Source organism: Clostridia bacterium (genome assembly GCA_024653205.1).
Lineage (GTDB): Bacteria > Bacillota > DSM-521 > Neomoorellales > SLTJ01 > JANLFO01.
Genome location: JANLFO010000020.1, coordinates 12,812 through 38,389 on the forward strand (window position 1 = coordinate 12,812; position 25,578 = coordinate 38,389).

General features: G+C 60.8%; 30 protein-coding genes, 3 tRNA genes and 3 pseudogenes. 1 reads left to right on the plus strand and 35 read right to left on the minus strand.

Annotated features, from left to right (window positions below; translation table 11 throughout):
- Positions 1-162: 162 nt before the first annotated feature.
- The 3 genes from NUV99_09690 to NUV99_09700 form a co-directional block, all read right to left on the minus strand.
- Positions 163-669, minus strand: coding sequence for a PIN domain-containing protein (locus NUV99_09690; protein ID MCR4420373.1), 507 nt, complete (start codon positions 667-669; stop codon positions 163-165).
- A 104-nt stretch (positions 670-773) separates the two neighbouring features.
- The gene (locus NUV99_09695; GenBank protein ID MCR4420374.1) at positions 774-1,025 is read right to left on the minus strand and encodes a type II toxin-antitoxin system RelE/ParE family toxin; all 252 of its coding nucleotides are present in this window, start codon (positions 1,023-1,025) and stop codon (positions 774-776) included.
- Positions 1,022-1,321 (minus strand): helix-turn-helix domain-containing protein, encoded by a 300-nt coding sequence (locus tag NUV99_09700; GenBank protein MCR4420375.1) that lies wholly within the window; start codon positions 1,319-1,321, stop codon positions 1,022-1,024. Before NUV99_09700 ends, NUV99_09695 begins: the two co-directional genes overlap by 4 nt.
- A 171-nt stretch (positions 1,322-1,492) precedes the next feature.
- Between NUV99_09700 and NUV99_09705 the strand changes: the two are divergent.
- A pseudogene (locus tag NUV99_09705) lies at positions 1,493-1,588 on the plus strand (transposase).
- 198 nt (positions 1,589-1,786) lie between these two features.
- On the opposite strand, the gene NUV99_09710 reads toward NUV99_09705, so the two are convergent.
- The 32 genes and pseudogenes from NUV99_09710 to NUV99_09865 all read right to left on the minus strand — a co-directional run bounded on the left by NUV99_09710 (position 1,787) and on the right by NUV99_09865 (position 25,574).
- Positions 1,787-2,143, minus strand: coding sequence for a DUF86 domain-containing protein (locus NUV99_09710; GenBank protein MCR4420376.1), 357 nt, complete (start codon positions 2,141-2,143; stop codon positions 1,787-1,789).
- On the minus strand, positions 2,130-2,459 hold the full coding sequence (locus NUV99_09715) for a nucleotidyltransferase family protein (protein MCR4420377.1): 330 nt from the start codon (positions 2,457-2,459) through the stop codon (positions 2,130-2,132). The genes NUV99_09710 and NUV99_09715 overlap by 14 nt, the downstream gene beginning before the upstream one ends.
- A 115-nt stretch (positions 2,460-2,574) precedes the next feature.
- On the minus strand, positions 2,575-3,126 hold the full coding sequence (locus NUV99_09720; protein MCR4420378.1) for a hypothetical protein: 552 nt from the start codon (positions 3,124-3,126) through the stop codon (positions 2,575-2,577).
- Positions 3,126-4,436 (minus strand): HD domain-containing protein, encoded by a 1,311-nt coding sequence (locus NUV99_09725; protein MCR4420379.1) that lies wholly within the window; start codon positions 4,434-4,436, stop codon positions 3,126-3,128. The genes NUV99_09720 and NUV99_09725 overlap by 1 nt, the downstream gene beginning before the upstream one ends.
- 253 nt (positions 4,437-4,689) lie before the next feature.
- Positions 4,690-5,916 carry an NUDIX domain-containing protein gene (locus tag NUV99_09730; GenBank protein MCR4420380.1) on the minus strand — a complete coding sequence of 409 codons (1,227 nt, stop codon included), beginning with the start codon at positions 5,914-5,916 and terminating at the stop codon, positions 4,690-4,692.
- 11 nt (positions 5,917-5,927) lie between these two features.
- Positions 5,928-7,043 carry a glycosyltransferase family 4 protein gene (locus NUV99_09735; protein MCR4420381.1) on the minus strand — a complete coding sequence of 372 codons (1,116 nt, stop codon included), beginning with the start codon at positions 7,041-7,043 and terminating at the stop codon, positions 5,928-5,930.
- 5 nt (positions 7,044-7,048) lie between these two features.
- Positions 7,049-8,005 carry an SDR family oxidoreductase gene (locus NUV99_09740; protein ID MCR4420382.1) on the minus strand — a complete coding sequence of 319 codons (957 nt, stop codon included), beginning with the start codon at positions 8,003-8,005 and terminating at the stop codon, positions 7,049-7,051.
- A gap of 4 nt (positions 8,006-8,009) precedes the next feature.
- Complete coding sequence (locus NUV99_09745; protein MCR4420383.1) at positions 8,010-9,329, minus strand: nucleotide sugar dehydrogenase; 1,320 nt, start codon at positions 9,327-9,329, stop codon at positions 8,010-8,012.
- Between the two features lie 77 nt (positions 9,330-9,406).
- On the minus strand, positions 9,407-10,477 hold the full coding sequence (locus NUV99_09750) for a glycosyltransferase (protein ID MCR4420384.1): 1,071 nt from the start codon (positions 10,475-10,477) through the stop codon (positions 9,407-9,409).
- Positions 10,455-11,864: an O-antigen ligase family protein gene (locus NUV99_09755; protein ID MCR4420385.1), complete on the minus strand. Its 1,410-nt coding sequence runs from the start codon at positions 11,862-11,864 to the stop codon at positions 10,455-10,457. Before NUV99_09755 ends, NUV99_09750 begins: the two co-directional genes overlap by 23 nt.
- Positions 11,830-12,930 carry a glycosyltransferase gene (locus NUV99_09760; GenBank protein MCR4420386.1) on the minus strand — a complete coding sequence of 367 codons (1,101 nt, stop codon included), beginning with the start codon at positions 12,928-12,930 and terminating at the stop codon, positions 11,830-11,832. The genes NUV99_09755 and NUV99_09760 overlap by 35 nt, the downstream gene beginning before the upstream one ends.
- Before the next feature lie 113 nt (positions 12,931-13,043).
- Complete coding sequence (locus NUV99_09765; GenBank protein MCR4420387.1) at positions 13,044-13,913, minus strand: glycosyltransferase; 870 nt, start codon at positions 13,911-13,913, stop codon at positions 13,044-13,046.
- A 190-nt stretch (positions 13,914-14,103) separates the two neighbouring features.
- On the minus strand, positions 14,104-15,150 hold the full coding sequence (gene rfbB, locus NUV99_09770) for a dTDP-glucose 4,6-dehydratase (GenBank protein MCR4420388.1): 1,047 nt from the start codon (positions 15,148-15,150) through the stop codon (positions 14,104-14,106).
- Positions 15,147-15,722, minus strand: coding sequence for a dTDP-4-dehydrorhamnose 3,5-epimerase (gene rfbC, locus NUV99_09775; protein MCR4420389.1), 576 nt, complete (start codon positions 15,720-15,722; stop codon positions 15,147-15,149). Before rfbC ends, rfbB begins: the two co-directional genes overlap by 4 nt.
- Before the next feature lie 3 nt (positions 15,723-15,725).
- The gene (locus NUV99_09780; GenBank protein ID MCR4420390.1) at positions 15,726-16,790 is read right to left on the minus strand and encodes a glucose-1-phosphate thymidylyltransferase; all 1,065 of its coding nucleotides are present in this window, start codon (positions 16,788-16,790) and stop codon (positions 15,726-15,728) included.
- A complete protein-coding gene (gene rfbD, locus NUV99_09785) occupies positions 16,787-17,704 on the minus strand; it encodes a dTDP-4-dehydrorhamnose reductase (GenBank protein MCR4420391.1) in 918 nt (305 codons plus the stop codon). The genes NUV99_09780 and rfbD overlap by 4 nt, the downstream gene beginning before the upstream one ends.
- Before the next feature lie 13 nt (positions 17,705-17,717).
- On the minus strand, positions 17,718-19,220 hold the full coding sequence (locus tag NUV99_09790) for a flippase (GenBank protein MCR4420392.1): 1,503 nt from the start codon (positions 19,218-19,220) through the stop codon (positions 17,718-17,720).
- A 203-nt stretch (positions 19,221-19,423) separates the two neighbouring features.
- Complete coding sequence (locus tag NUV99_09795; protein ID MCR4420393.1) at positions 19,424-19,657, minus strand: type II toxin-antitoxin system HicA family toxin; 234 nt, start codon at positions 19,655-19,657, stop codon at positions 19,424-19,426.
- Positions 19,623-19,877: a type II toxin-antitoxin system HicB family antitoxin gene (locus NUV99_09800; GenBank protein MCR4420394.1), complete on the minus strand. Its 255-nt coding sequence runs from the start codon at positions 19,875-19,877 to the stop codon at positions 19,623-19,625. Before NUV99_09800 ends, NUV99_09795 begins: the two co-directional genes overlap by 35 nt.
- Before the next feature lie 198 nt (positions 19,878-20,075).
- Positions 20,076-20,276 carry a nucleotidyltransferase substrate binding protein gene (locus tag NUV99_09805; protein ID MCR4420395.1) on the minus strand — a complete coding sequence of 67 codons (201 nt, stop codon included), beginning with the start codon at positions 20,274-20,276 and terminating at the stop codon, positions 20,076-20,078.
- Positions 20,252-20,629 (minus strand): nucleotidyltransferase domain-containing protein, encoded by a 378-nt coding sequence (locus NUV99_09810; protein MCR4420396.1) that lies wholly within the window; start codon positions 20,627-20,629, stop codon positions 20,252-20,254. The genes NUV99_09805 and NUV99_09810 overlap by 25 nt, the downstream gene beginning before the upstream one ends.
- Before the next feature lie 428 nt (positions 20,630-21,057).
- Positions 21,058-21,270 carry a type II toxin-antitoxin system HicA family toxin gene (locus NUV99_09815; GenBank protein ID MCR4420397.1) on the minus strand — a complete coding sequence of 71 codons (213 nt, stop codon included), beginning with the start codon at positions 21,268-21,270 and terminating at the stop codon, positions 21,058-21,060.
- Positions 21,267-21,515: a type II toxin-antitoxin system HicB family antitoxin gene (locus NUV99_09820; GenBank protein ID MCR4420398.1), complete on the minus strand. Its 249-nt coding sequence runs from the start codon at positions 21,513-21,515 to the stop codon at positions 21,267-21,269. Before NUV99_09820 ends, NUV99_09815 begins: the two co-directional genes overlap by 4 nt.
- Positions 21,516-21,645: 130 nt before the next feature.
- Positions 21,646-21,904, minus strand: a pseudogene (locus NUV99_09825) (dTDP-4-dehydrorhamnose 3,5-epimerase family protein).
- A 34-nt stretch (positions 21,905-21,938) separates the two neighbouring features.
- Positions 21,939-22,355, minus strand: a pseudogene (locus tag NUV99_09830) (oligosaccharide flippase family protein).
- Positions 22,356-22,680: 325 nt separating this feature from the next.
- Entirely contained in the window at positions 22,681-23,058 is a 378-nt protein-coding gene (locus NUV99_09835) for a PIN domain-containing protein (protein ID MCR4420399.1), read from the minus strand.
- A gap of 47 nt (positions 23,059-23,105) precedes the next feature.
- Entirely contained in the window at positions 23,106-23,318 is a 213-nt protein-coding gene (locus tag NUV99_09840) for a ribbon-helix-helix domain-containing protein (protein MCR4420400.1), read from the minus strand.
- A gap of 127 nt (positions 23,319-23,445) precedes the next feature.
- A complete protein-coding gene (locus NUV99_09845) occupies positions 23,446-24,477 on the minus strand; it encodes an ABC transporter substrate-binding protein (protein ID MCR4420401.1) in 1,032 nt (343 codons plus the stop codon).
- Between the two features lie 93 nt (positions 24,478-24,570).
- Positions 24,571-24,951: a hypothetical protein gene (locus NUV99_09850; GenBank protein ID MCR4420402.1), complete on the minus strand. Its 381-nt coding sequence runs from the start codon at positions 24,949-24,951 to the stop codon at positions 24,571-24,573.
- 384 nt (positions 24,952-25,335) lie between these two features.
- Positions 25,336-25,411 (minus strand) — tRNA-Lys (locus tag NUV99_09855).
- 5 nt (positions 25,412-25,416) lie between these two features.
- A tRNA-Gln gene (locus tag NUV99_09860) sits at positions 25,417-25,491 on the minus strand.
- A gap of 6 nt (positions 25,492-25,497) precedes the next feature.
- Positions 25,498-25,574: transfer RNA gene (locus NUV99_09865), tRNA-His, on the minus strand.
- Positions 25,575-25,578: the final 4 nt, after the last annotated feature.

Genomic DNA, 25,578 nt, shown 5'->3' on the forward strand with positions numbered 1-25,578 from the left:
GTGTCTATACAGGCGCCCCGGTCTGAGGTGCCGTTTCACTACCCCTACGCGGTATCCCGGGCTGAGGCCCCCGGAGGAAAAATGGATACCAGAACCGGGCGGTGGCCAGCCGCTCCCGCGCCAGGGCGTCGCCTCCCACGCCGCGGCCGACTGTGCCTCACGTTAGGGCAGTAGCTCCAGGGCTTCGGCAAAGGTAGGCTTATAAAGAGAGAAGTGTTTGCGGTCGTAGGTAAACACCCGCCGCAGCCGATGTCGTTCGCAAACGGCAAAGCAAGTGGCGTCCACGAATCCGAAGCCTGCGTCCCGGTACTTCCTTTGGATGTCGAGCGCCAGCAGCAGGTCCTCCCTTTCCAAAGGCAACACTTCGAAGACCCCTTCACCAACCGCCACCCACAGCCGGTCGGCGTAGTAGATGCCCAGCCTGGCCCACCAGGGCGTAAAGGGCGCCGGTGTCCACCAGTACCACCGCAGCGCCTCCTTGAGAACCTCCTCGGCCTCCTCGGAAGTGCGGCCGTCCTTCGGGCCCTCGGCAATGCCCACGATAGAAAAGTAATCAACGCCGGCCTTTTCCTCAAGGTAGGCCCGCAGCGTCTCCCGTATGACTTCCGACATCCTCTTGCCGGACCGGGCCGCCACTTTCTTCACCACCCCAGGCGAAATCTCTCTCATCCGCAATCCCTCCGTCCGGTTCAAAACTGAGACGGTGCCTACGCTCCTTGCTCGGTAATACTCCTCCCCCCCAAAATAAAAATGCCGTTGGATACCTCCTTCGTCTACCGGTAAGCCTCCCGCCTATGCCTTACCCGTAGGACGTAGAGGATACCTTGCTCCCGGTCTAGCCGCAGGATGACCCTCCAGTCCCCCACCCTCAGCCGCCACATATCTTGGCTGCCTTTGAGCTTCTTTAGGTCTGCCGCCTGGGGGTAGCTCAAAAGTCTGTCCAGGGCGGCTTTAATGCGCCTTTGGGTCTTCTTCTCCAGCTCGGCCAGGTCTTTTTGGGCCGGCTCGGTCACCTCAAGCCTCATAGCCCCATTTCCCTTTTGACCTGCTCCCAGGGCTTGGTCTTCCCCTGGGCTATCGCCTTCTCCGCTTCGGCTACGGCTTTTCTGTCCTCCTCGGTTAACGGCTCATCATCTTCTGGGGCCTTCTCCAGGGCGTGAAGCACGGGGTCTAAGAAGGCCTCCAAATCCCGCTCCCTTATCCGCCAGAGCCTTCCCGCCCTGACCCCCTTGAGCTTTCCTTGCCGCAACCACTCCCGGATACTCTTGGGGCTTACGGCCAGGCGCTCCGCCGCCTCTTCCGGGGTCAAAAGCCTGTCCACCTCATGCCACCTCCTGATGCAGAGCTCCCTTCTGCGTCCCTTTCTAGCCATATCATAACCTTTGCTTCCTTCTTCGTCAATACCGGTCTGGCCCCCCAGTTTTGGACATCAAGCCACAAAGGATCTAGCGCTGGTTTGGTTGGCTAAGAATGCTCGGTAATACTCCTCCGGAGCTAGGTCAGCACCGAAAACGAGCGACTGAAGCGGCTTCTGGCCGAGAAGGAGCTAGAACTGGCCATCCTGCGGGAACTGAGAGAGCGGGTAAACGCCCGGTATAGCCGACAATGTCGCAATGGTGGACAGTGCCTGCGCAATGCGGCCGTCACGCTTGTGTATCACCAATTTTCTGTGTGTTGGTTCCGGGTTGGGCACGACATGGTGCGTCTTCCGTGGCATCCTACGACGTAGTAAATCGCCGCGCGACATCTGCCAAGCGTTCTCAAGATGGGTGAGGTGGCGAGCCTTTTAGCGTACTCCCTTCCAACCTTCAGCCTCTGCAATGTTTTCGATTTGCTCTTTCAGCAACGGAAGATCATACTGAACAATCTCCCATACGATTTCAAGATCAACGCCAAAGTACTCGTGAACGATACGGTTCCTTAATCCAACAATATGGGCCCACGGTACTTGAGGGTATCTGTTACGTAATTCCTCAGAAAGATTACGGCTTGCCTCTCCGATTATCTCCAGGCGCCGGATCACCGCGTCCTGCAACAACGACGTTTGCAGGAATTGCTCTTTTGACACCTCCGCCAAGTAATCCTGGATCCGACCGATAGCCTCAACGACGTGCTGCAGATAAACGCGATCATCCTTCTTCATTGTAGAGAACCACCATTTGGCGCTCAATGTGCGGCCTGAGGTAGGGACTAAGGGCATCTTCGCTGACCAAATCAACGTTCCGCCCGAGCAACTCACCGAGCTTCTCCTCCAGGCCGAACCATTTCAGACCCAGGACAGGACGCTCGCCCGGGGGTTTGAGCCGTACGAGGAGGTCAATATCGCTATCCGGGGTTAGATCGCCCCGCACAAACGACCCGAAAACGGCAATACGCCTGGCAAAGGGCTTTAGTTCTGGCACCACTCTGAGACGCAGCCAATTCAACCTGGCAGATAGCGAGCCTTCAGCCACCCCCACGTGTCATTCCCCCTTCAATTCGCCTTCTCCTCGGCGGTGAATTGCAAACCTCATCCCGCCTCCCTCACCAACATTTTTGCCATTAATGGGTTCCAAAACAAGGGCGGCCCTTGCGCTAGCCGTTCCCCTCTGTTGCCTCCGCCTGCGCGGGGGGTATGTGCCCGAGCCAACCCCAAGCCAGCAGGTTCCGATAGGCTACCCGGATCTGCGAACGGCCAAACTTCAGGCCCTTGGCGCGGTGAACCTCGGTTACCACCCTTTCTTCGTCGGCCGCGCCATAGGCTTCGCCAAGCGCCGAGGCCACAAAGTGCACGGTGGCATACAGCTCCAGTTCCAGCGGGCTAAGTCCGCCTAGCTTTTCCAGGACCCCTTCAATGGCGGCCCGGTGGGGAGCAATAATCTCCCATTGCTGACCAACATATTCGGCGCAGGAGGTCCCAGGTAAGAAACCTATACCATCGAGGTCCAGGCGGAGAATTTCCTTAGCCACTGCCTCGCCCAACTCTTCCGCCACTTCGTTACTGTAAGGTCCGTAGATGTGGAGACGATAGGTGGCGTAGAGCGGAACCCCTGCTTCCTGGCAAAAATAAACCAGTTTCTGCAAGGCTTTCTTACCTCTGATTTTAACCCGGCTGGCCAAGTAAGCTATTAGCGCCTGCAGCTCCACTACGTCCATCCCTCCTCGATCTTCTTTACTTTGGACTGGATCTGCGAGAACTGCTCACGGCACCACACCGCCGCCTCGTTCTTGCGGTCGCGGGAGACGTAAAAACGCACAAGGTTGATGCTCTTCTCAGACAGGAGCTTAAGGGGGAGAGAAAGCTCGAAGATGGATCGCACCTCCTCGGGCTGGTGCTTGTCCTGCACCATTATACTGGCGAACTGTCGCTTGGCCTTGTCCCCCTCGTCCTCCTCCCTCTTCAGCCCGAAAAAGGGATTAGTAGGAAGTTTTCTGGCCCGCTCATCTACATAGGCAGTTTCGGGGTTTGCGCCGTACTTCATCAGGAATCTATGGATAAGCTCAGTTAGCACCATGTAGCTCGCCAGGCCGGCATGGTGCGGCAGGGTAACGAAGGCTTCGGAAAGATGGTCCCTCTCGTAGATACGGCGCGCCCACTCGTTGGAAGCGCGCTCCCTTTTGACGGCCTCGAGGATAGTGGAATCGTCGAGGGCCAGGTATTCGTCTAAGTGGTCGGTATCGGGGAAAACCTCCCTGCCAAACCTCTTGGTCAAGAAATACTTAAGGAACTGGGTCAGGTAGTAGTCATAAATGCGCCGGGTCTTGTGAAAATACACCTGGATAAACATCCAATAGCGGGCAAATATGAGCTCCTCCACGGCTTGCACGCCGTCGGAGTCTATGCCCAGCAGCCAGTAACCTTGCAGGGGAGTAGGCGACGGCCCTTCTTCCTCAGGCCCCCTGAGCGCCGGGGAGCACTCTTCTTTGCTGTCGGTGACGGGAACCACGGTCAGCGTGTCCAGGACGCGTTCAAGGTCGTACTCCCCGTAGCGCACCCCGCAGTAGTAGGAATCCCTCAGGAGATAGTCCAGTTTGTCGGCGTCCAGCTCCCCATCGATGATCCTGCCTAGGAAGACCAGATCATGGGCCAGGTACCCCTTAGTAAGAAGGGTCACTACCTCGTCTACCTTGATATTGGGAAAGTAATCGGTGATAACCGGCCCAAAATAGCGGCGTATGATGGCCACCGAGTAGTCCTCATGTTTCCGACCGGGCGGGAACAACTCTTCACTCCCGTGGGAAAACGGTCCGTGGCCCACATCGTGAAGGAGCGCCGCCAGACGCACTACCTGTCGAAGGCGGGCAAACTCTTCTTGGTCGAAGCGCCCGGCCACCAGGGGCCTTCTGGCCAATACAGCCATCATCCGGTCCGCAACGTGCATAGTGCCCAGACTGTGCTCAAACCGGGTGTGAGTGGCGCCAGGGTAGACCTTATAGGTTAGGGCAAGCTGCCGTATGTTTCTCAGGCGCTGAAAGGCTTCCTGCCTGATTATGGCCGCCTCCCCCTCGGTCAGCTCAATAAGGCCGTGAATGGGGTCCCTAATACGGAGCGGAGCACTCAGGTTCCTTCACCTCCCTCCCAACTGCTCCTCGGCGTCGCCCAAGCGAATCTTCTAGAGGCTGGCCACACTTCCTGCAACTTCTTCTATCAGCTCAACGATCGCAATTCCTGCCGGCGCAGGTTCACGACCACGGACGGCCCCCTACGGGTTACGGCGGGTTAACGGGCTTTTGGCCAGGCTCCGACGACCCTGAGAGTTGACTACCTCCCGGATAGGCAAGGTATCTCACCCCTACTCTGTTTAGCTCCCTTGTAACTGTTTCAATGGTCACCCCTTCGTCCGCCATAAGGGCATGAATGATACAGATTACTCCGGCAGGAGACCACGGCCCATGGTCTTTCACGAACTCGCTAAAATGCTTAAGCGTAAACGGAATCGCGGTAATCTCACCCTCCCACTTGTCGCGGCTGTTAAGCTCCCAGCAGTCCCTCACCTCTTTGAGGGAGAGGTTGAGCCTGACACGCCCTAGCAGAGCATACTGGTACAGTTCCCAGTCGAGCCCGAAGCTCAGGAACAACGGCCAGTCGCCCGTGTTTTCCCTAAGGCTTACACCTAGCTCCTCGTACACACCCCTCACGGCGGCCTTATAGAAGTCTGGATTTCCAGCTTCGTCTTTGTCTGCCGGCCTCTGGAGCCCCTCGTTCACGGCCACAGTCCATGCGGCCGGCCTCGAGCTAACATACCTGGACCTCCGAGTGAGTAAGAGGTGGTTGTCTCTCGTAATCACGGCGAGATTAATGCCGAAGCTGTGCGCCAAACAAGAGATAGGTTGGGCCCACGGATCGGCGTCCCTCAAGTACATCTCTCTAAGCGTAGTAGTGGTGCCGTTGACCTCGAGTTTGCGGTCCAGGCTTAAGGAGGTGGCCAGGAAGTTGTAGTAGTCGGAGGGACCAAACCCGAAGATCAATCTGGGTTCTTCCTCGTCCGGTAGCCGGGTAAGGGTGAAGGAACGCAAGTAGTACCGCCCGCCGTTCCACAACTTGACCCCGCCGGGATAAGGATCGCTTAGCTCCTCCTGTACCTGGCGACGCAACTCCTGAACGACTGGGGGCAGCAAGGGAGGTTCGTCTACAAAACGAGTCACTAGGTTCTGCCTGGAGTATCCCTTCCCGCTAGTCGTATCCAGTACAACCCAGCCGTACCTAGGGCTATCTGTTAGGTAAAGGATCTCCCTCTTAGGGTTGTGGCCGGATGGCCAGAGAACTCTGAGCGCAGCGCGTCGGCCTCGGCGATATATGGTCCGGCAAAGCCTTTTCAGCGGCTCATCCACCAGCGCGCCTAAGACCATCCAGAGAGGCCCGGATATGGCTTCTGATTCTAGCAAGGACAAGAACCTGCCGGCGTCCACCTCGCGCTGTCCCTCCAGACACTGCAAAGAACGACCCCTCAAACCAACCCCATGGTGTCCAGGATGATCCTGTTAACCTGGCGGACGTCATATTTCTCTTCCGCCATCTCCCTGCTTTTCCGCCCCATGTCCCTGATTATTCCAGGATTCTGGACAAACCTTTCCATCGCCACGGCAAGCGCCATGCTATCCCTGGGGGGCACCAGGAAGCCGTTCAGGCCCTCCACCACGGTCTCGCGACAACCGGGCGCGTCCGTGGTGATAATCGGCCTCCCCACCGCCATTGCCTCCAGGACGGAGCGGGGTGTACCCTCTCGGTAAGAGGGCAACACATAGACGCTACACGCGGCAAGGTAAGGATAGATATCGTCCGTCTCCCCGAGGTACTCGATGACGCCTTCTGCCGCCCACCGCTCCACTTCATCCCTGCGCAGTGCAGAAAGGTTCGTATCGAAGGGTCCGATGAGTCCAAAACGCACGGTCGGGTAGCGCGGCTTCAGCATGCGCGCCGCTTGCACGTATTCGACAATGCCCTTATGTCGGATGAGCCGCGCGGCCAGCAAAAAAGAGACGGGCTGCACAGGAGCGTCCGCGTAGGGGAAGCGGGTGAGGTTTACTCCCGACCCGGGGATGACAACCGCCCGGCAACGTTCGGGCAAGAGAGCCCAGTCCTCAAACAGCCGGGCATCGTCGGGATTCTGAAAAAAGACGGCGGAGTTGTTCGCCAGCGCCAGCCTATATAGGGAGGCTACTGCTCCCGCCAGGACGCGGCCACGCCAGTCTCCTTCACCTATGAAAGCGGACCCTAGCCCCGTGATCATAGAGTGGACCCGCCGCACACCGGCCAGACGCGCCGCCAGCGAACCGTAGATGACCGGCTTGGCGGCGTACGAAAAGACTATGTCCGGTCTCGTGTCCCTCATCAGTCGCACAAGCGCGGCCAGGGTGGGGAGGTCCCCCGCGGGGTTCAAGCTCGTGCGCCTGAGGGGAATCGGTACATACCGGGCACCGAGTGCTTCCAATTGTGCTTCGAAGCCTTGCTCTGGCCCCAGGGCGATCACCTCGTGCCCGAGCCCGACCATTTCCTCAATCAGCTCGCGCCGGAAGTTAAGCAACGATCTGGTATAGTGGGAAACAATAATGATCCTGCTCAACCTTGTTAAGCGTACACCTCCGCCATGCCGTTCTCCTCAAACCAGCGAACCGTCTCGCGCAGGCCTGCCTTCAAGTCCCACCGCGGAACGAAGCCGAGAAGCCGCCGGGCCTTGCTTACGTCGGCGCGCGAATGGCGAACGTCCCCCGGCCGCGGCTCCCTGTACTCGGGCACAACCGAAGCGCCCACTACCTCCTGGACCGCCGCCAAGAGCTCGTTGACCGTAGTCTCTCTCCCCCCCGCAACGTTGAACACCTCGCCGTGCACGCCCTCGGCTCCCGCGGCAAGGAGGTTGGCGGCGACCACGTCCGCCACGTAGGTGAAGTCCCGGGACTGGTTTCCGTCCCCGTATATAATCGGGCTCCGGCCGCTCAGCAGGGCGCCGATGAAGCGCGGTACCACCGCGGCGTACTCGGAGCGGGGATCCTGCCGTGGACCGAAAACGTTGAAGTAGCGCAGGCAAACGGTACTGAGGCCGTAGAGTTCCCAAAAACTCCGGGCGTACAGTTCCTGCGCGAGCTTGCTGACTGCGTAGGGAGAGATAGGGGACGGTTTGAGGTCCTCGCTCTTAGGCAACACCGGGGTGTTGCCGTATACGGAGGAAGACGAGGCCACAACCACCCGGCGCACCCGATGGTCGCGGGCGGCAAGCAGTACATTCAGGGTCCCGGTGACGTTCACCTCGTTGGTAGCCAGAGGATCCTTCACCGAGCGCGGAACGGAGGGAAGCGCCGCCTGGTGAAAGACCACCTCCACCCCTTCCGTGGCGCGCCGGACCGCATCCAGATCCCTCACATCGGCCTCTATAAAGTCCACGTGGTTGAGCACGTCCGTCAGGTTCTCGAGCCTTCCGGTGGCGAGGTTGTCCAGAACTCTTACCTGCCACCCTTGCTCCCCCAGCGTGCGCACCAGGTTCGAGCCGATAAAACCCGCTCCCCCGGTGACGAGACAAATGCGGCCCACCCTCTCACCCCACTTCCACGGGCACGTCGCCACTCGGCAGTGGTGCCCCAACCCGAAAGATATGAGGACCCGTTATTCCCTTGAACCCGTTCCTGGTGTCGAAGACCACCCTGGCGTGCGATGCGATCCAGGGGTAATCAAAGCAAGAGTGATTCGTGGTGAGGATTACGAGATCGCATGCCGATAGGCGCTCGGCCGTAAGCGGCACCGAGGCCATCGCTATGCCACTGAGGTCAAGGCGGGGAACGTGCGGGTCGTGGTACTCCACCAGCGCCCCCCGTTCGCGCAGGAGGTGGAGGATTTCCAGAGCCGGCGATTCCCGAATATCGCTCACGTCCGGCTTGTACGCGACCCCCAGAAGGAGGATTCTGGCACCCCGGACGGCCTTGCCCCAAAGGTTGAGGATCTCGCCGGCCCTGTCCGCCACCCGGCGCGGCATTTCAGCGTTGATGTCTGTAGCCAGCTCGATCAGGCGGTGGTGATGCCCCATGGTCCTCGCCTTCCAGGAGAGGTACACCGGGTCTACCGGAATGCAATGCCCGCCGATCCCCGGCCCCGGGTAGAAGGGCATAAAGCCGAAAGGTTTGCTCGCCGCCGCCTCCACTACTTCCCAGACGTCGATTCCCATCCGCTCACATATGATGGCCGTCTCGTTGACCAGCGCAATGTTCACGGCGCGAAAGACGTTCTCCAGAAGCTTCACCATCTCCGCCGCCCGGGCGGAGGAAACCGGAACCACTTGGTCAACGAGCAGCGCATAGAATTCGGCCGCCACTCGCGTGCACTCCGCCGTCACCCCTCCGACTACCTTGGGAGTGTTCGCCACGCCGTAATGACGGTTCCCCGGATCAATCCGCTCGGGGGAAAAAGCCAGATAAAAATCCCGGCCCGCGCGCAGGCCGCCCTGTTCGAGTTCCGGTCTTATCAGCTCTTCGGTTGCGCCCGGGTACACGGTGCTCTCCAGCACGACTAGGTGGCCCCGACGAAGGAAGGGCGTAAACGAGCGAACCGCGGCCAGCACGTAGGACATATCCGGGTCCCGCGACTTCCGCAAGGGTGTCGGCACGCAAATCAGGACCACGTCCGCGTCCTCTAGGCAAGAGAAGTCGGTAGTGGCAAAGAAGGCACCTGAACCTACGAGGCTCATCAACTCGGAGGAGGCGACGTCGAGCACAATTGATTCTCCCCGGCTGAGGCGCCTCACCTTCTCTTCGTCGATATCGACCCCGTAGACGGTGAACCCTGCCTGCGCCGCCCGTACCGCCAGGGGCAGCCCCACATAGCCCAGGCCGACCACGCCGCAGGTCCTAGGTTGTTTCTCCATAACCACGCTTCAGCACCCCCGTTTAATGGAGCCACACTCTCCCCTGAGCTGCCAGGATTCGCTGCGGCGCCAAATGTTCAGCCATTGCACTTTGTACCCTTTCGAGCCAACAGTTCCCGGTACAGCTCCTCCCACCGGTCCACCACACGGTCGAGGGCGTAGTTCGTCTCCACGTGGCGGCGGCCAGCCTCGCCCATCCGGCGCCGCTCTTCCTCGGGCAGCCGCATGAGGCGCAGCATCGCGGCCGCCAGCGCCTCGTGATCGGTCGCCGGTACCAGGAAGCCCGATTCGCCCTCCACCACCACTTCCGGGTTTCCCCCTACGTCGGTGGCCACGATAGGGAGACCGCTAGCGGAGGCCTCCAGGAGCACCATGGGCATCCCCTCCCAGGCAGAGGACATCACGTAGGCATCGGCGGCGTTCATGAGTTGGGGCACGTCCCTGCGGATGCCCAAAAACGTCACCCGCCTTTCTAGGCCCAGTTCCCGGGCAAGCTCCTGCGCCGCGGGTCGCAGGGGACCGTCCCCGGCGATCAGGAGCACAGCGCCAGCTTGTTCGGCCGCTACCCGCGCGAAGGCCTTGAGCAAGTTGGGGTAGTCCTTTGGGGGCTCCAACCGACCCACGGCCAGCCAGACGAAGGAACCCTCCACGCCCAGTTCCTTCCGCAGCGCGAGGCGCGCCTTCCGCTCGGGCTTGAAACGCGCGGTGTCTACGCCGTTGGGGATGAAGCGAATCTTCCCTGCCGGCACCGCGCCCACCCGAACGTAGCGCTCCAGCCCAGCCTGGCTAACCTGGGTGGTTAGGTCACAAAACGGATCGGTAAGGCGATAGAGAAGTTGCCGCAGCCGGCCGCCCTCGTCAATGCTGTGGGCAGTGCAAACCAGTACTCGAACTGCCGCCAGTGGCCGCACGACCCGGGCCAGCAGGTTGGCGTGTACCGTGTGGCTATGCACAATGTGCGGCCGCCGTTCCCTGATGAGCCTGGCCAGCCGTAAGGCCGGTCGCGGGTCCGGCAGCTTCCGGCGGATGCCCAGGCAGAAGACGGGAATGCCCGCCGCCTCCAGTTCCTGCACGTAGGCCCGGGGCGGCATAAGGGAAACCACGCGCACGGCCCAGCCCCGGCCTTTAAGCTGGCTGGCCAGGCGCACCAGTTGCGTCTCCGCCCCGCCGTAAGCTAGACCCGTGATTAGGAACAAAACCCTTGCAGACCATTGGCTCATTATTTGGCACTCCTACCGCCGGGTGAACCATCAGGGCAAGAAGATACATCCAAAACAGTGTGTGGAAACCGTACCTTAAAATGGCTCCCTCGAACACCTGGTGGATAACTAGGCCGGTCGCGATGGCCACACAGGTAGCCAAGACGGTTCTCTCGGTGCCGGTGCGGTGCCTAAGCCTCCTCGTACCTACGAACAAGGGAAGAAACCACAGGACAAGGAACGTCAGCAAGCCTAGAATGCCCACTTCGCTGGCCACAGCGAGGAAGGTATTGTGTGCCACTATCTGGACCCCCTCTGGGAGCAGTACTGCCTCGGAGCTTACCCCAAAACCTACGCCCATCAGGGGCCGTTCTAGAATAGTCTGCCAGAGTGGGCGCCACGCAAGTTCGCGCAGGTTTAGGTCCAGAGAGAGGCGCGCCGGGTGGTAGAGGCCAGCAATGCTTGTCAAGCCGTCGCCATAAGCACAAAAAATCGCAAGCCCCGCACCCAGGAGAGCCATGGCGGCGGCAATCCATATGATTTGTCGCCACCCGCGCGATGCAGGGCCTTGGCTTCGGGAAAGATACCAGAGCATCGCTAGGCTCAGAACCGTCGCCAAAATGCCGGCGCGAGAAAAGGTAAGTAAGAGTGCCAGCACCTGCAGTAGAGTCCACGCTGCCCAGCGTCCACGATGTGGCGCGTTTGCCGCGTGGTAGGCCGTGAGGGTGAGGCTAATGAGAAGCCATGAGGCCAAGGTGTTCGGGTTGCCAAAGAGCGAGGAAATGCGCCAAAAAGGGGATATGCCATAGAGCCGTTGACTGAGGGTTATTGGGCCGAGCCGCAGTGTCTGGACGGTACCGTACTCTAGCACCATTACATCACCAAAGAGGTACACCGCCAATCCCACAACGCTCATCGCTCCACCGAACAAAGCCAGCCCTTTACTGAGACCGGTAAACGTGGCTATTGGGGTGGGGTCGCCCAGGGTAAGGATGGCGACAAACATTGAGGTAACCATTATCATCAAAGTCCTACGAAGTGTAAGCTCAGGGTATGGGCTCCACCAGACGGATACCAAGGCAAAAAATAAGAGGAGGCACAAGAGCGCTAGTAGGTTGCTGCCCATGCCAGAGCGGCGTAGTCGGAGAAGTGGTAACGCGATGGCGAAACCGGAGACTTGTAACAGTAGCTGCAGGTACGCCGCTAGAGGAAATAGGTAGTCCCTTGAGGGCGTCTGGAGAGAAAGCACGGCAGTACCAGTGAAGATGACGAGTATGACGACGCCGACGAAGTTTAGTTGTTTAGCCGGTGACACCGAGGAGTTGGATATACTCATCCGTTATCGCCTCTATCGAGAAAGAGCTGACGCGTGGTGAAGGGTCACAACGTTCCCCCTTGAGAACCGCCATTATGGCGCCCGCCAGTTGGCCGGGCTTTCCAACTGGCACGAGCCGCCCCCATTTGCCGCCCTCGAGGATCTCGGCTGGGCCGCTGGGGCAGTCGGTGGACACTACCGGCGTTCCTAGAGCCATAGCCTCTACCAACACCATGCCGAAACCTTCCCACTGCGAGGAGAGCACGAAGACCGCCGCACGCTTCATGTACTTGTAGGGGTTGTCTACGAATCCAGGCAGGGCCACGTCTCGTTCGACTCCCAGCTGCCGCACCAGGGTCTCGAGTTCCGGGCGGTCTTCACCCTCACCTAGGATCACGAGCCGGGCCGGGCGGTCCTGGCGGACCAGGGCGAAGGCGCGGAGGAGGGTGGGAAAATCCTTCGCCACTGTCAGTCTCCCGACGCCCACGATCACTGGCGGTTCGCCGGGCCGAAACCAGGGGTGATCCAACGGCTCCTCGGCCTTGGCGAAGAGCTCCGGCGTGACCACGGGGTTGTAGATGACCTTCACCTTCTCTGCGGGTAGCCTGGTCTGGGCCACCAAGTCCTCCGCTACCCCGCGGGATACTGTTACCACCGCGTCAGCCCTTGGATAAAAGCGCTTGATCAACAGAGGTATAAACCGCCTTCGCAAAGAGGAAGCGTTTTCCGTAGACCGGCTTAGGGTGCTGTGCTCCGAAACTACCAGTCGAGTTTCGACCCCGGACAGCAACCTGGCCCAAATGGCCACCACGTTAGCGTGGTTGAGGGCGGACAGCATAGCGTGCGGTCGCTCCCGCCGCAGGTAGCGGAGCAGCCCCGGAAGGGCATAGAGCACCCGCCGGGCGCCCAGGTCCACCGCCCGCACCGAGGAGGGCACCTCCGCAAGGTAAGGCCCTTCCGCCCTGGCCAGCACCAGATCCACCGCCAGGCCTCTCTCGGCAAAGCCCCGGGCCAGGTTCACCATCACCCGCTCCGCCCCGCCGCCGCGAAGGGAGGGAAGGAACAAGGCCACCTTGGGCCCAGACATCCTTGCACCTCCGCCACCATGGGTCGGCCCACAACTCCGACCCCGACCGGAATCCGACGGTTTTCTGGTACACGTCTTTACCCAAACACCTGAGTTAGGAACCTAGTGACGATCTACTGGACCAAATCCTTCACCAGACTCATCCAGCCGCTAAAGTAGCTGTAATCGCCTGCCCGGAGCATCCGCCACGCCGGTACCCATCTAGAAGGCCCCCTCAACGCGAGCATTGCCAGGCGGCGCATCACTGCCTGTTGTTCTCGCCGTATTCTTTCGAGGGCGGCATTCAACTCCAAATCTTCCCCTAGCAGGGTTTCCAGTTCTCTCCCTCGATCCCGCAGGCGGCTGGAGAGCATTTCTAATTGAGCTAAGCGCTGTTTACAAGCTGCCCGCGTGTCTCCGGGGGCGTAATGCTTGACCCGATCAAGGATCGTCACCCGCCTAGTTTGGATCACAAACCAGTGGGAGGCGTTCGATCCGTGGCGCCTGAAATACTGCAGGGGCTGTGGCAAGAGTACGCGACGGTCCAGAGTCAGCGCGACCCTGTGGATCCAGCCGTCGTGCCCGATACAGTCGTGCGGAATGGGCAGGATTGCAACCCGGAGTTCAGCCAGAAATGCTGTGCAACAGCCCCAAACAAAACTGTCAGCACGAAGACCTGCGCCACTGAGCTGCCGTACGGCGGTCAATCCGGTCGGCCTCAGGTCCGCGTCCGTCAACTCCGCGTTGTTACCCACCACCAGGGGATGCTCCGGCGCCTGAAACGCCTGTAGCACGGTCTTAACTTTTTCCGGGAACCATACGTCGTCTTGATCACAAAGAAAAATTATGTCACCACTGCAAAGCTCGATGGCGCGCTCGAAATTCCTGGAATACCCCAGCCGCTCCGGGTTGCGGTAAACGCGCACAGGGAAGGACGCCGCCTTGGCGAAAGAATCGAGAATCTCGATCGTACGATCCGTGGATCCGTCGTCAGAGACAACCAACTCGTCGGGAGGCCTCGTTTACTGTGCAAGACTGCCAAGCTGAGCCTCAAGATATGCTTCTCCGTTGTAGGTGGCCACCGCCACAGAAACCCTCATGTACCTCCGACTCCTCCAAACGAGCTTCCACCCAGACGTTCACTCGCCCGCGCGCAGCACCGCTCCTTGTCAGCCGTGCGACCGTCAGGCCAGGCTACTTCGCGTACCCCCACCCGTACACCTTCTCGTAATACTGCTGGTACTCGCCCGTGATTACTTCCTCCACCCAGGCCTGGTTGCCCAAATACCAATCCGCCGTCCGGCGAAGGCCCTCTTCAAAGTCCATCTCGGGTTCCCACCCCAGCTCCTGCTTAATCTTGGAGCAGGCCAGGGCGTAGCGGAAGTCGTGCGCCGCACCCCGGGGGTCTTTGATGAACCGGATTTCCGGTTCGAGGTGCCGGGTCCTGGGGTTTTCCTTCAGGATCCGGCAGATGAGCCGAACCACCTCGAGGTTCCTTCTCTCGCACCCGCCCCCGATGTTGTAGACCTCGCCGGGCCGACCGTGGTTAAGCACCAGGGCTATGGCCCGGCAGTTATCCTCGACGTAGAGCCAGTCCCGTACCTGCTTTCCCTCGCCGTACACCGGCAGCTCCTTGCCCAGGAGCGCGTTGCGGATCATCAGCGGGATGAGCTTCTCCGGGAACTGGTAGGGGCCGTAGTTGTTGGAGCTGCGGGTAATGATCACCGGGACACTGTAGGCCTTATGATAGGACCGGCAAAGGAGGTCGGCGGCGGCCTTGCTGGCGGCATAAGGGGAGTTGGGCCGCAAGGGGGACTCCTCGGAAAAGCACCCCTCCTCGCCCAGGCTGCCGTACACCTCGTCGGTGGAGACCTGCAGGAACCGCTCCACCCTGTACTTGCGGGCCGCCTCCAGCAGGACCTGCACCCCTTTAATGTTGGTCTCAATAAAGGGGCTGGCGTCGAGGATGCTCCGGTCCACGTGGGATTCGGCGGCGAAGTTCACCACCGCGTCCGGCCGCTCCCGGGCAAAGATTTTGTCCACCAGGTCCCGATCGGCGATGTCGCCCCGGACGAACTTGTAGCGGGGGTCGCGCTCGACGTCCCTGAGATTGGTGAGGTTGCCCGCGTAGGTAAGCTTGTCCAGGTTTATTACCGCTTCCCAACCCGGGCCCTCTTCAAGAACGTAGCGGATGAAGTTGCTGCCGATAAAGCCGCAGCCACCGGTTACCAGAAGCTTCACGTGCCCTGCCTCCCCGGCCGGTAGATAAACCCGTTCACGGCCTCTTTGAGCGGCGGCCACCCGGCGTCCTTGGGGGAGATGATCGGGTCCTCCACCGGCCAGCGGATCCCGATTTCCGGGTCGTTCCAGATTATCCCGGCCTCGCACTCCGGGGCGTACTCCTCGGTGGTCTTGTAGAGCACCTCGGCCGCCTCGCTCAGCACGCAAAAGCCGTGGGCAAACCCCGCCGGTATGTAGAGCATGGCTTTGTTCTCCGCCGAAAGTGTGGCCCCCACCCAGCGGCCGTAGGTGGGCGAGCCCTTACGGATGTCCACGGCCACGTCGAAGATCTCCCCCGCCACCGCCCGCACCAGCTTGCCCTGCGCCTTTGGGGGATTTTGGTAGTGCAGCCCCCTTAACACTCCTTTTCGCGATCGGGAATGGTTGTCCTGCAAGAAGCGCTCGCTTATCCCGAAGGCGGCGAACTCGGAGTACTTGTAGGCCTCCAGGAAGAAGCCGCGCTCGTCGGGGAAGACCGCCGGCTCGATCAGCACCACCTCGGGTATCTCAAGACGCGTGAACCGGAAGGGCATGCCCTAGATGTTCACCTCCGCGTCGTCCCCGATCATCAGCCGCAGGGCCTTGCTGTTCTGCTTGGCCGCGGCCACCACCGCGTTGCGGCCTATTACGCTGTCCTCCAGCCGCTCCACGTTCACCAGCCGCGCGCCGTCCAGGACCACCGAGTGCTCCAGCGCCGTGCCCTCGATGAAGCAGCCTCTTCCCACGCTGGTGTAGGGGCCGATGAAGGAGTCCCGGATCACCGTGCCCGCGCCGATTACCGCCGGCCCCCTGACGGTGCTCCGCTCCACCCGGGCCCCGCTCTCCAGCCTCACCCTGCCCACCACCCGGCTCTGCTCGTCCACCTCGCCCTCCAGGGCGCAGGCCACCAGTTCGTCCAGCACCACGCGGTTGGCCTCCAGGAGGTCGTCCTTCTTCCCGGTGTCAAGCCACCAGCCCTCAAGCACGTGGCTCCTCACCCTTTTGCCCGCCTCGAGAAGCGCCTGGATGGCGTCGGTGATCTCCAGTTCCCCCCGGAAGGAAGGCTTGATGCGGCCGATGGCCTCGTGGATCGCAGGGGAGAAGAGGTAAATGCCCACCAGGGCCAGGTTGGAGGGCGGCTCTTTGGGCTTTTCCACCAGCCGCAGCACGTTGCCCCCGCCGTCCACCTCCGCCACCCCGAACATGCGGGGGTCCGCTACGGGTTTCAGCAGAATCAGGGCCTCGGGCCGGGAGGTGCGGAACTCCTGCACGAAGCCCTGGATGCTCTGGCCGATAAGATTGTCCCCCAGATACATGAGGAAAGGGTCATCGCCCAGAAATTCGCGGGACACCATCACCGCGTGGGCCAGGCCCTTGGGCTCCTCCTGCCGCACGAAGGTGAAGCAAAGGCCCCAGGGGTTATCCGCCAGCGCGGCCCGGATCTGGTCCCCGGTTTCGGGCGCCACTATCACCCCCACCTCTTTGATCCCTACCGAGGCGATTTGCTCCATCACGTAGTGGATGATGGGCTGGTTGGCCACCGGCACCAGCTGCTTGGCCACCGTATAGGTCAGGGGCCGAAGGCGCGTGCCCTTCCCTCCCGCCAGGACTAAACCTTTCACCGCTCTCCTCCTTCTCTCTCCATCTCGGTCATAAAGCGCGCCAGCGCTTCTTCCCAGGGAGGCATGATGTCGATGCCCTGGAGCTGCAGCAGGTAGTTTTCCAGGACCGAGTTCTTCGGCCGCCGGGCCGGGCGCGGGAACTCCTCGCTGGTTACCGGCCTCACGGTCACGGGCCCGGGCAGCCCTGCAGGCGGTAGCAACCGGACCGAACCGCCGGGCTCTTCTCTGGCCTCGTAGCCGGCTCCCTTGAAGATGGCGAGCGCGAACTGGTACCAGGTGCAGCTCCCCTGGGAGGTACAGTGGTACGTGCCGTAGCAGTCCGTCTGGATGAGCCTCGCGATCTGCCGGGCCAGGTCCGCCGCCCAGGTGGGCGTGCCCCGCTGGTCGTTCACCACCCGCAGCTCTTTTTGCTCCCGGGCCAGCCGCAGCATGGTCTTGACGAAGTTCTTGCCGGTGCGGCCATAGAGCCAGGCGGTGCGGACGATGAAGTGCTTGGGCCACTGCTCCCGCACCAGGTTCTCGCCCCAAAGCTTGGAGGCGCCGTAGACGCTGATGGGGTTGGGCGGGTCGAACTCGAAGTAGGGTCCGGTTTTGGTACCGTCGAACACGTAGTCGGTGCTGACATGGACCAGCTTGGCCCCCGCCTCCCGGGCGGCGATGGCCGCGTTTCGCGCCCCCAGGGCGTTGATCAGGAAGGGGCGGTCCCGGTTCGTTTCGCAGCCGTCCACGTCGGTGTACGCGGCGGCGTTGATGATCACGTCAGGGCTTGTCCGTTTTACTATCGCGAGAAGCTGCGACAGATCGGCAACGTCGGCCTCGGGCCGGGCCGTGGGAATGACCTCGTGCTCGGCGCCTAACACCGAGCGCAGTTCCGAACCGAGTTGGCCGGCAGCACCTAAAATCAAAATGCGCATTATGTATCTCCCTTCACGTCCTGGCACCCTTAATGAACAGCCCCCGCTCTGAGGGATCTAAGATTCTCCACCAGCAAAACCAGACAAAGCAGACAAAAAGGCCGAGAACCATTAAAGCTTGAAGTAACAGCGGGTGAACCATGAACAGCCTCTTTATGGCGTAGGCTGCTGTTCCAAGAGCAATAATGGCATACAGCGTGCGCGGCACCCCATTAGCCCTTAACAGGCTCGACGGCAACTGATAACCCCTGAGGGCGGCGCCGAACAGCAGGGCTGCGTCGAGCGTAACCCGTAGCGTCCAAGCACCTGCCGCTCCGGCGATGCCCCACCGGCAGATCATGAGCCAAGCCACCCCGACGTAAAGCGGTAGCTCCAGCAGGTGGAACTTGGCAGGGAGATCAGGCCGCCCTACCCCTTGAAGCAGGGCAAAAGGCACTTGGGCCAGCGAATTGATCAGTACGCCCACACCAAGAATCTGGAGCGCCGCAGTGCTTTCCGAAGCGAAGTCGGGCCCTAACCACATTTGCAAACCGTCCCTGGCGAACAAGCCTATCAGTAACACCACGGGCCCCAATGCCAGTAAGATGTATTTGATTGAACGTGCAAAGAAGAGACTGGCTCTGCCCCTATCCCTAACTGCTTCTAAGGCGCTGAACGCCGGAAATAAAGCCGTGGTAAGACTTCCGGGGATGATCAGTAAACGTGTTACTACCTCATAAGGGGCGCTGTAGTAGGCAACCGCGGATATCGACAGGACCGAGCCTATGAGGAAGCGGTCCAGATAAACGAGGATGGGCCCAACAATGCTCGAGATCGTCACCCAGACGCCGAACGAAAAAAGGCTCCGAAATAAGCTAAACTCGGCCGACCACCGCTTTAGGCCCGGAATCAGACGAAGATTTAGGACCAGGAACGCAATCAAGGCCGCCACCCTGGCCACAAGGGTCAGGGCCACGATGGCCGGAAGGCCGAGCCCTAACGTTAAGCCGAGCAACGGCAGAAGATAGGTTAGGCAACTTGCGGGAATCTTTACCGCGTTGACCAGGTCAAATCTCTGGGCAGCTCCCAGAACCCCCACGAACGACCCGGAGATCAGGGTGACCGGAACGCCGACAGCCAGTACGTAGAAGGCACTGCTGGCTTCCCTTACTAAATACGGAGGAACGTTCAGTGCGCGCTCCACCAAAAGCGGCGTGACAGCGGCCAGGGTCAGCCCGCCCGCGGCCCCCAGGAGCGCTTGCGTCGCTACCGTCGTCCAGACCAACCCCGGCACCCGGTCGGCTTCGCCCTTGCCCAGGGCCTCGGCGACGAACTTGGTGGTGGCCCGCCCGAGCCCCAGGTCAAAGACGGCAAAATAGCCCAGTATCACCCACGCCAGCGAGAGAAGGCCGAACCTCTCCGTGCCCAGGCCGCGCACGATGAACGGCATCGTGACCAGCCCGACCATAAGGGGCAGGACCTGGCCAATGAAGTTCAGTAGGGTATTGCGGGCAAGCAGACTCCCCCGGATCTCCACCTCTAACCTTCACCACTTCGCCGTGATTTGTGCGTCTGGGATTAGGTCAGCTACCCGGTGCTAGCGGGCTCTGACCCTCTAGGCACCTGCGCCGGACGGTCCAACGCTTGCCTCACTTCGGTAAGCACCCCGTCCACTTCCGCCGTTAAGACCACAACTTCTTCTCTTTCTCCTAGCAGGGCTGCAGTCACAGGGGCTACCGCTCAATCACCTTGGCTTTGGCCCCTGAGCCAGTCCTCTCTAGAAATACCTGCTTGCTTCAGAATTCGTGATAACAGGTCCACACCGATCTCCCTCCGGTGGGGGTTGGGGATGCAAAGGTGTTTCCCTCCCCGGTACGGCCCCTCGAATCCGAAATCCCTCAGCCGCTTCACCAGTTCCGCCCAGGAAACCGGCGTAAGTCTAGCTTTCGATCGCGAGCCCTTCCGGTTCCTCAATGCGGCAATCCCCTATAGGTGGTATGGGCAAACCCCGCCGCAAGCGCAGCACAATCCACCCCTCAAGCACTTCTTTGAGGTTCCTGCGGCAATCTTCGAGCGTCTTCCCCGTGGCCCAAATGCCCCGCAGGCCGGGTACCTCGCCATAGTAAGGCTCATCGTCTTGGATTAGCTCGTACCTGGCCTCCGCCAGCGCCGCCTCGATGTATTCTGTAAGCATCCCGTCCACCTCCACCCTTAGGTTAACCCCTCTTCTATTCTACTGTCAAAAAACATCTTGACCTCACCCTCCACCTCCTCCTGCTCCTGCCCGGTGAGCTCAGGATGAAGCGGCCGGAGGTCACCACGCGCCGGATGGCAGCGTCGATATCTTCTTGAATAGACTCGTACTGACGCCCGAGATCGAGCAAGAGAACCTTCATCTCACACACCCCGGGCTCCTCTTTCCATGGCTGCAAGCTAGCTGAGCAGCCTTCCACAATGTTTCGAAGGTGTACTCAAACCGTTGAATGGCTGCGTCGCGTACCACATCGTCTGGCTTAACTTCATCAAGCGGGAGTTTCCGCAGCGTTTTCAAGGCGCGGCGCGCGATGACTAGGCGTTCCTCAAGTCGCCCCATAATACGCCTTCCTTCACAACCCGCTTCCGAAAAGCGGGGTCAGCGCGAGACAAATCGACCAGATCCACGGTGTACGGCACCGTGCTCTCTTCAAGGGCTTCCCTCACGGCGCTGAGGGTTCCGGGGGGCAGAGGTTCCAAGGGGAGTACGGCCACATCTACGTCTGAGGTTCCGGTTGCTTTTCCACAGGCGCGGGACCCGAAAAGGTAGACCCGGGCCTTCTGGCCCCTCAAACCCTCGAGCACGATCCGACGGATTTGGGTTAGGTAAAGCTCCATCTCCGGCACGGCGGCTTCGTTGTCGCCTAGAGTGTTAGCGGACAGGGTCGTTAAGAGTTTACGCTTCTTGCTCAAGAGTTACCCTCCCGTTTTCCTTGCGGTAACGCCGTCCACAAGCCTGGCACACGCCGGCGACCGCGTCGAAGCTCCGCTCCCTCTAACAGGCGGACCAGCTGCCGGGGCTCCAACGACGGAATGTTCCTAGGCATTTACGGCCCTCAGCTCAAAGGTTTCGGTCACGGGATCGACGCCGCCGATGGTTAGAAACAGCTTCCTCCCGCGTGGTCCCCTGCCCCACGCAACCGTTTTCCAGGCATAGAGCCACCCACTGGTCGAAGAATCTTCTTAGGATAACTGTATAGAAGACCTTCATTACCTTGCACACCCCTCTCAGTCTATATTGCCCAACCCGCCTGCTACAGGCGCAACGGTCCGAGGCAAATAACCTACTACAACTGGGCCATGCTAGCGGTCTTCCTTTCCGCTGCAGCCACGCCGCGTGCCTATTCGGCGTCATCCCATTCTTTCTGTGAGATTCCCGCCTGCCTGAGAATCTCTTTAATCAGGCTGGCGCTTATGTCGCTCTGGTGAGGGTTGGGTACTCTGATCTTCAACTGACCCCGCCGCATGAACGAGTGGCGCCCACCTGAAAAAGGTCCTTCAAAACCCAACCTCCGCAGGCGACGAATAAGTTCTCGCCGGCTTAGTGGTTTCACGCCTCAGCTACCAACCGGTTGAGATCTACGCCACCAACCTTGGGCAGGGGATCACGGTCCCGTAGTTTCAGCACTAACCATTCCTCCAAAACCTCCTGGAGGACTTCGCGGCATTTCTCCAGGGTATCCTCATTAGCCCAGACGCCCCGGCATGAAGGGATTTCTCCGAAAAAACTGCCATCCTCTAGCCTCTTGTACCTAGCCTCGGCCATGGCCGCCTGGACAAAAGCCGAAAGAAGAGGCATTTACCCCACCTTCACTTTTTAGGTATTCTGTTACCAGGCAAATCAGAGCAACGGTTTCTGTCGCTGCTCTGTTACTAGTGTACCACGCCTCGGCCAACAGGCAAAGGGCCGGCAACAAGGCCAGCTTCGCTCACCCGTGTCTAATTTCCCGCGAATACGGGATGCCGGGTCGTTGTACGGCAGCCGGTACTCGTCCGGCGATTCGTAGTTGTAGAGTTCCGTGGGGAAGTTGACGATCAGCGCCGTGTTGCCCCCTCGGCGGTGAAGCCGTGGTAAACCAGGGGCGGGATTTTCAAAAGCACCGGGTTGAGGTAGCCCAGGTGGAACTCGTTTATTAGGCCCCTGGTGGGGCTTTCCTCGCGCGGGTCGTAGAGCACCACCTTGGCCATCCAGAACCCCCACGAACGACCCGGAGATCAGGGTGACCGGAACGCCGACAGCCAGTACGTAGAAGGCACTGCTGGCTTCCCTTACTAAATACGGAGGAACGTTCAGTGCGCGCTCCACCAAAAGCGGCGTGACAGCGGCCAGGGTCAGCCCGCCCGCGGCCCCCAGGAGCGCTTGCGTCGCTACCGTCGTCCAGACCAACCCCGGCACCCGGTCGGCTTCGCCCTTGCCCAGGGCCTCGGCGACGAACTTGGTGGTGGCCCGCCCGAGCCCCAGGTCAAAGACGGCAAAATAGCCCAGTATCACCCACGCCAGCGAGAGAAGGCCGAACCTCTCCGTGCCCAGGCCGCGCACGATGAACGGCATCGTGACCAGCCCGACCATAAGGGGCAGGACCTGGCCAATGAAGTTCAGTAGGGTATTGCGGGCAAGCAGACTCCCCCGGATCTCCACCTCTAACCTTCACCACTTCGCCGTGATTTGTGCGTCTGGGATTAGGTCAGCTACCCGGTGCTAGCGGGCTCTGACCCTCTAGGCACCTGCGCCGGACGGTCCAACGCTTGCCTCACTTCGGTAAGCACCCCGTCCACTTCCGCCGTTAAGACCACAACTTCTTCTCTTTCTCCTAGCAGGGCTGCAGTCACAGGGGCTACCGCTCAATCACCTTGGCTTTGGCCCCCGAGCCAGTCCTCGGTCCGAGGCAAATAACCTAATCACAAGCGCGGCTCGCGGCCTTTCTATCCGCAGTATGCCACCGCTGTAAAGACCCGCGGCGCCCTCACCAGCCTTTAATGGCTAGGCCCGCAAAAGGATAGCGGGCGGAGTTGCGCGTCAGGAGGGCAAAACCGCGCGATAGGGCTATGGCGGCATTGGTGACGTCCGCCAGGGAAAGGGTTACGCCCTGCTCTAGGTATGCCCGCCGGAGTTTTCCCGCCAGGACCGCCTCTTCATGGGAGGGAGAGACATAAACGTAGAGTTCCCGGAGCATGCGCGCGGCCTCTTCCTGCTTATCTTCGGCAATGCCGGTCATGAATTCCACAACCGTGACCGCCGAGACATACAACTCTTCCTCCATCTCTAAGAGCACTCTTTCTGCTCTTTGGCGCCAAGGATTACGTGGACTGCGATTGAGGTCGATCAGGAAATCCGTGTCCAGCAGGGCTCCGGAGCTCTGGCGGGGCGTCGCCGGCAGAAAGATCCCCCCTAATCTTCCCCTCTCAACCGGTTCACGAAATCGACGGCGTCGGGGATCTCCTCGTCGGAAACCAGACCCTGGTTGGAGCGCAGGTAGGCGAGCCGTTTCTGCCGCCGGAGTTCCTTCTCAATTGCCCCGGCAATGAACTTGGACCGGTTGCCTTTTCCGACCAGGCCATCAATCTCCTTGATCACCCTAACCGGCAGCCTCACCGCCGTCATCCGTAAGGTTCTAGGGGTATCGGACACGTTACGTTCGCTCCCCGTTTGTAGTACACACAGTATAACAAAGGCGGGTGAGGTTGTAAAGGCCGGTGGTCCTTAAAAGAGCGGGCGCTTCGGCGCCCGCTCACTGAATCAGCTCGTCCGCCTGCTGCCGCAGTTCCTCGCTCACCTCTACTCCCTGCCGGGCCGCGGCCTGGAGGTTGATCACGAAGTCCAGGTCCTCCAGGGCCTCCACCGGCGTGGTGGCGGGGTCCGCGCCCTGGAGAATGCGCAGGGCCATGGCGCCGGTCTGGTAGCCCATCTTGTAGTAGTCGATGCCGTAGGTGGCCAGCCCGCCCCGCCGCACGGAGTCGGCGTCGCCCATGATGAGGGGTATCTTATTCTTCTCCACCACCTGGAGCACCGAGTCCAGGGCGGAAACCACGGTGTTGTCCGTGGCGATGAATACGGCATCCACCCGGCCCACCAGGGACTCGGCCGCCTGCTTGACCTCGGAGCTGTTGGTCACGCTGGCCGGCACGATCTCCAGCCCCAGCTTGGGCGCCACCTCGCGGGCGATGTTCAGCACCACCTCGGAGTTGACCTCGCCGGCGTTGTAGAGGTAGCCCACCCGCCGGGCTTCGGGCCGGAACTTCTTCACCAGTTCCAGGTCCTTCTCCACCGGGATCATGTCGGTCATGCCGGTAGCGTTGCCGCCCGGCTCCTCCAGGCTCTTGACCAGCCCCGCGGCCACGGGATCGGTTATGCCGGTGAACACCACGGGGATGTCCGGCCGGTCCCGGGTGGCGTTGACCGCCGCCTGGGCGGTGGGAGTGGCTATGGCCAGGATGAGGTCTACACCTTGGGCCACGAACTGCTTGGCGATGGTCTGGGCGGTGGCCATGTCGCCCTGGGCGTTGGCGTAGTCGTAGGCTACGTTCTTGCCTTCCTGGTAGCCGTGCTCGGCCAGGAAGTCCATGAAGCCCCGGCGCATGGCGTCAAGAGACGGGTGCTCCACGATCTGCATGATACCGATGTGAACCTGCTCCTCTGGCTGGGTCGCCTTTTCCTCCCCTGCCGCCGGGGCCGGGCCCGCCGGCGCCTTCTCGCCGCAGCCTCCTAGCGCCAGCGCCGCCAGCAGCAGGATCACCACTACCGACAAAACCTTCCTCGACACCGGACATTCCTCCTCTCGTCTCGGACTCATCTGGTCTCGGCTCTTTACTATTCGCCGGCCGGAACGATTATCCTCCTCCGCGGCTTTAGGGCATTAGCGGTCGGGCGGGCCGCCGAACCCCCTGCCTCCCGGGCCGAGGCCGTACGGCCCGGACGGAGAAAGCCCTTGGGCCAGGAGGTAGAGGCCCGCCAGGGTCACCGCGATCACCAGGAGGAAGAGCACCAGTTTGCCGCGCTGCCGCAAAAGGGCCCGGGTGGCGGCGCCGATCCACCGGGCGTGCAGGAGAAGGTGCAGCGCGACCAGGCCGCCGAGGACGTAGCCGGCCGCGGTGTGCAGCCATCTGAGGCTCACGGCCGACCCCAGCACGGACACGGAACCGTGCCCCCCGTGGATAAGGCCGGTGAGCAGGCAGACCAGCCCGGCCACAAAGAGGGCGGTGTTGAGGTAGTAGTTGGTTTCTCGCACGGAATGCATGCAACTCCCCCTACGAACCATACGCGGCCCTGCCGCGTTTTCATTCCGACCCGGCTCTTATTGTAGGGGGGCCGGCTGAGATGAACCTGAGGGAAAGGTGAGAACAGGCTGAGGCCGGGACCCGGCTCGTCTCTCACCGGAGGGGCTCTTCCGCTATTTGGCTCCAGGCAAAATCATCGGGCTTCAAGCGAGGATCGCCTCGATATCTTGACACTAAAGTATAATAGCTTGCCTGTTATTATACTTTTCCCCCTGCAAAGTATAATAAACTAGGCCATTGCGAAAAACAACTCTTACGGTGAGAGACGGCGTGCTCGCCGGAGGCCGTGGACACAAAAAACGGGTCCGGGCAACTCGCCCGCACCCTGCAACCCTTGTCGTCTCTGGTGAGCCATGGAGGATTCGAACCTCCGACCCACGGATTAAAAGTCCGTTGCTCTACCAGCTGAGCTAATGGCCCACCTTTGGCTGGGGCGGCTGGATTCGAACCAACGCATCGCGGATCCAAAGTCCGCTGCCTTACCGCTTGGCTACGCCCCAATGAAATGGGGTGGGTGAAGGGATTCGAACCCATGGCCTCCAGGGCCACAACCTGGCGCTCTAACCAGCTGAGCTACACCCACCACG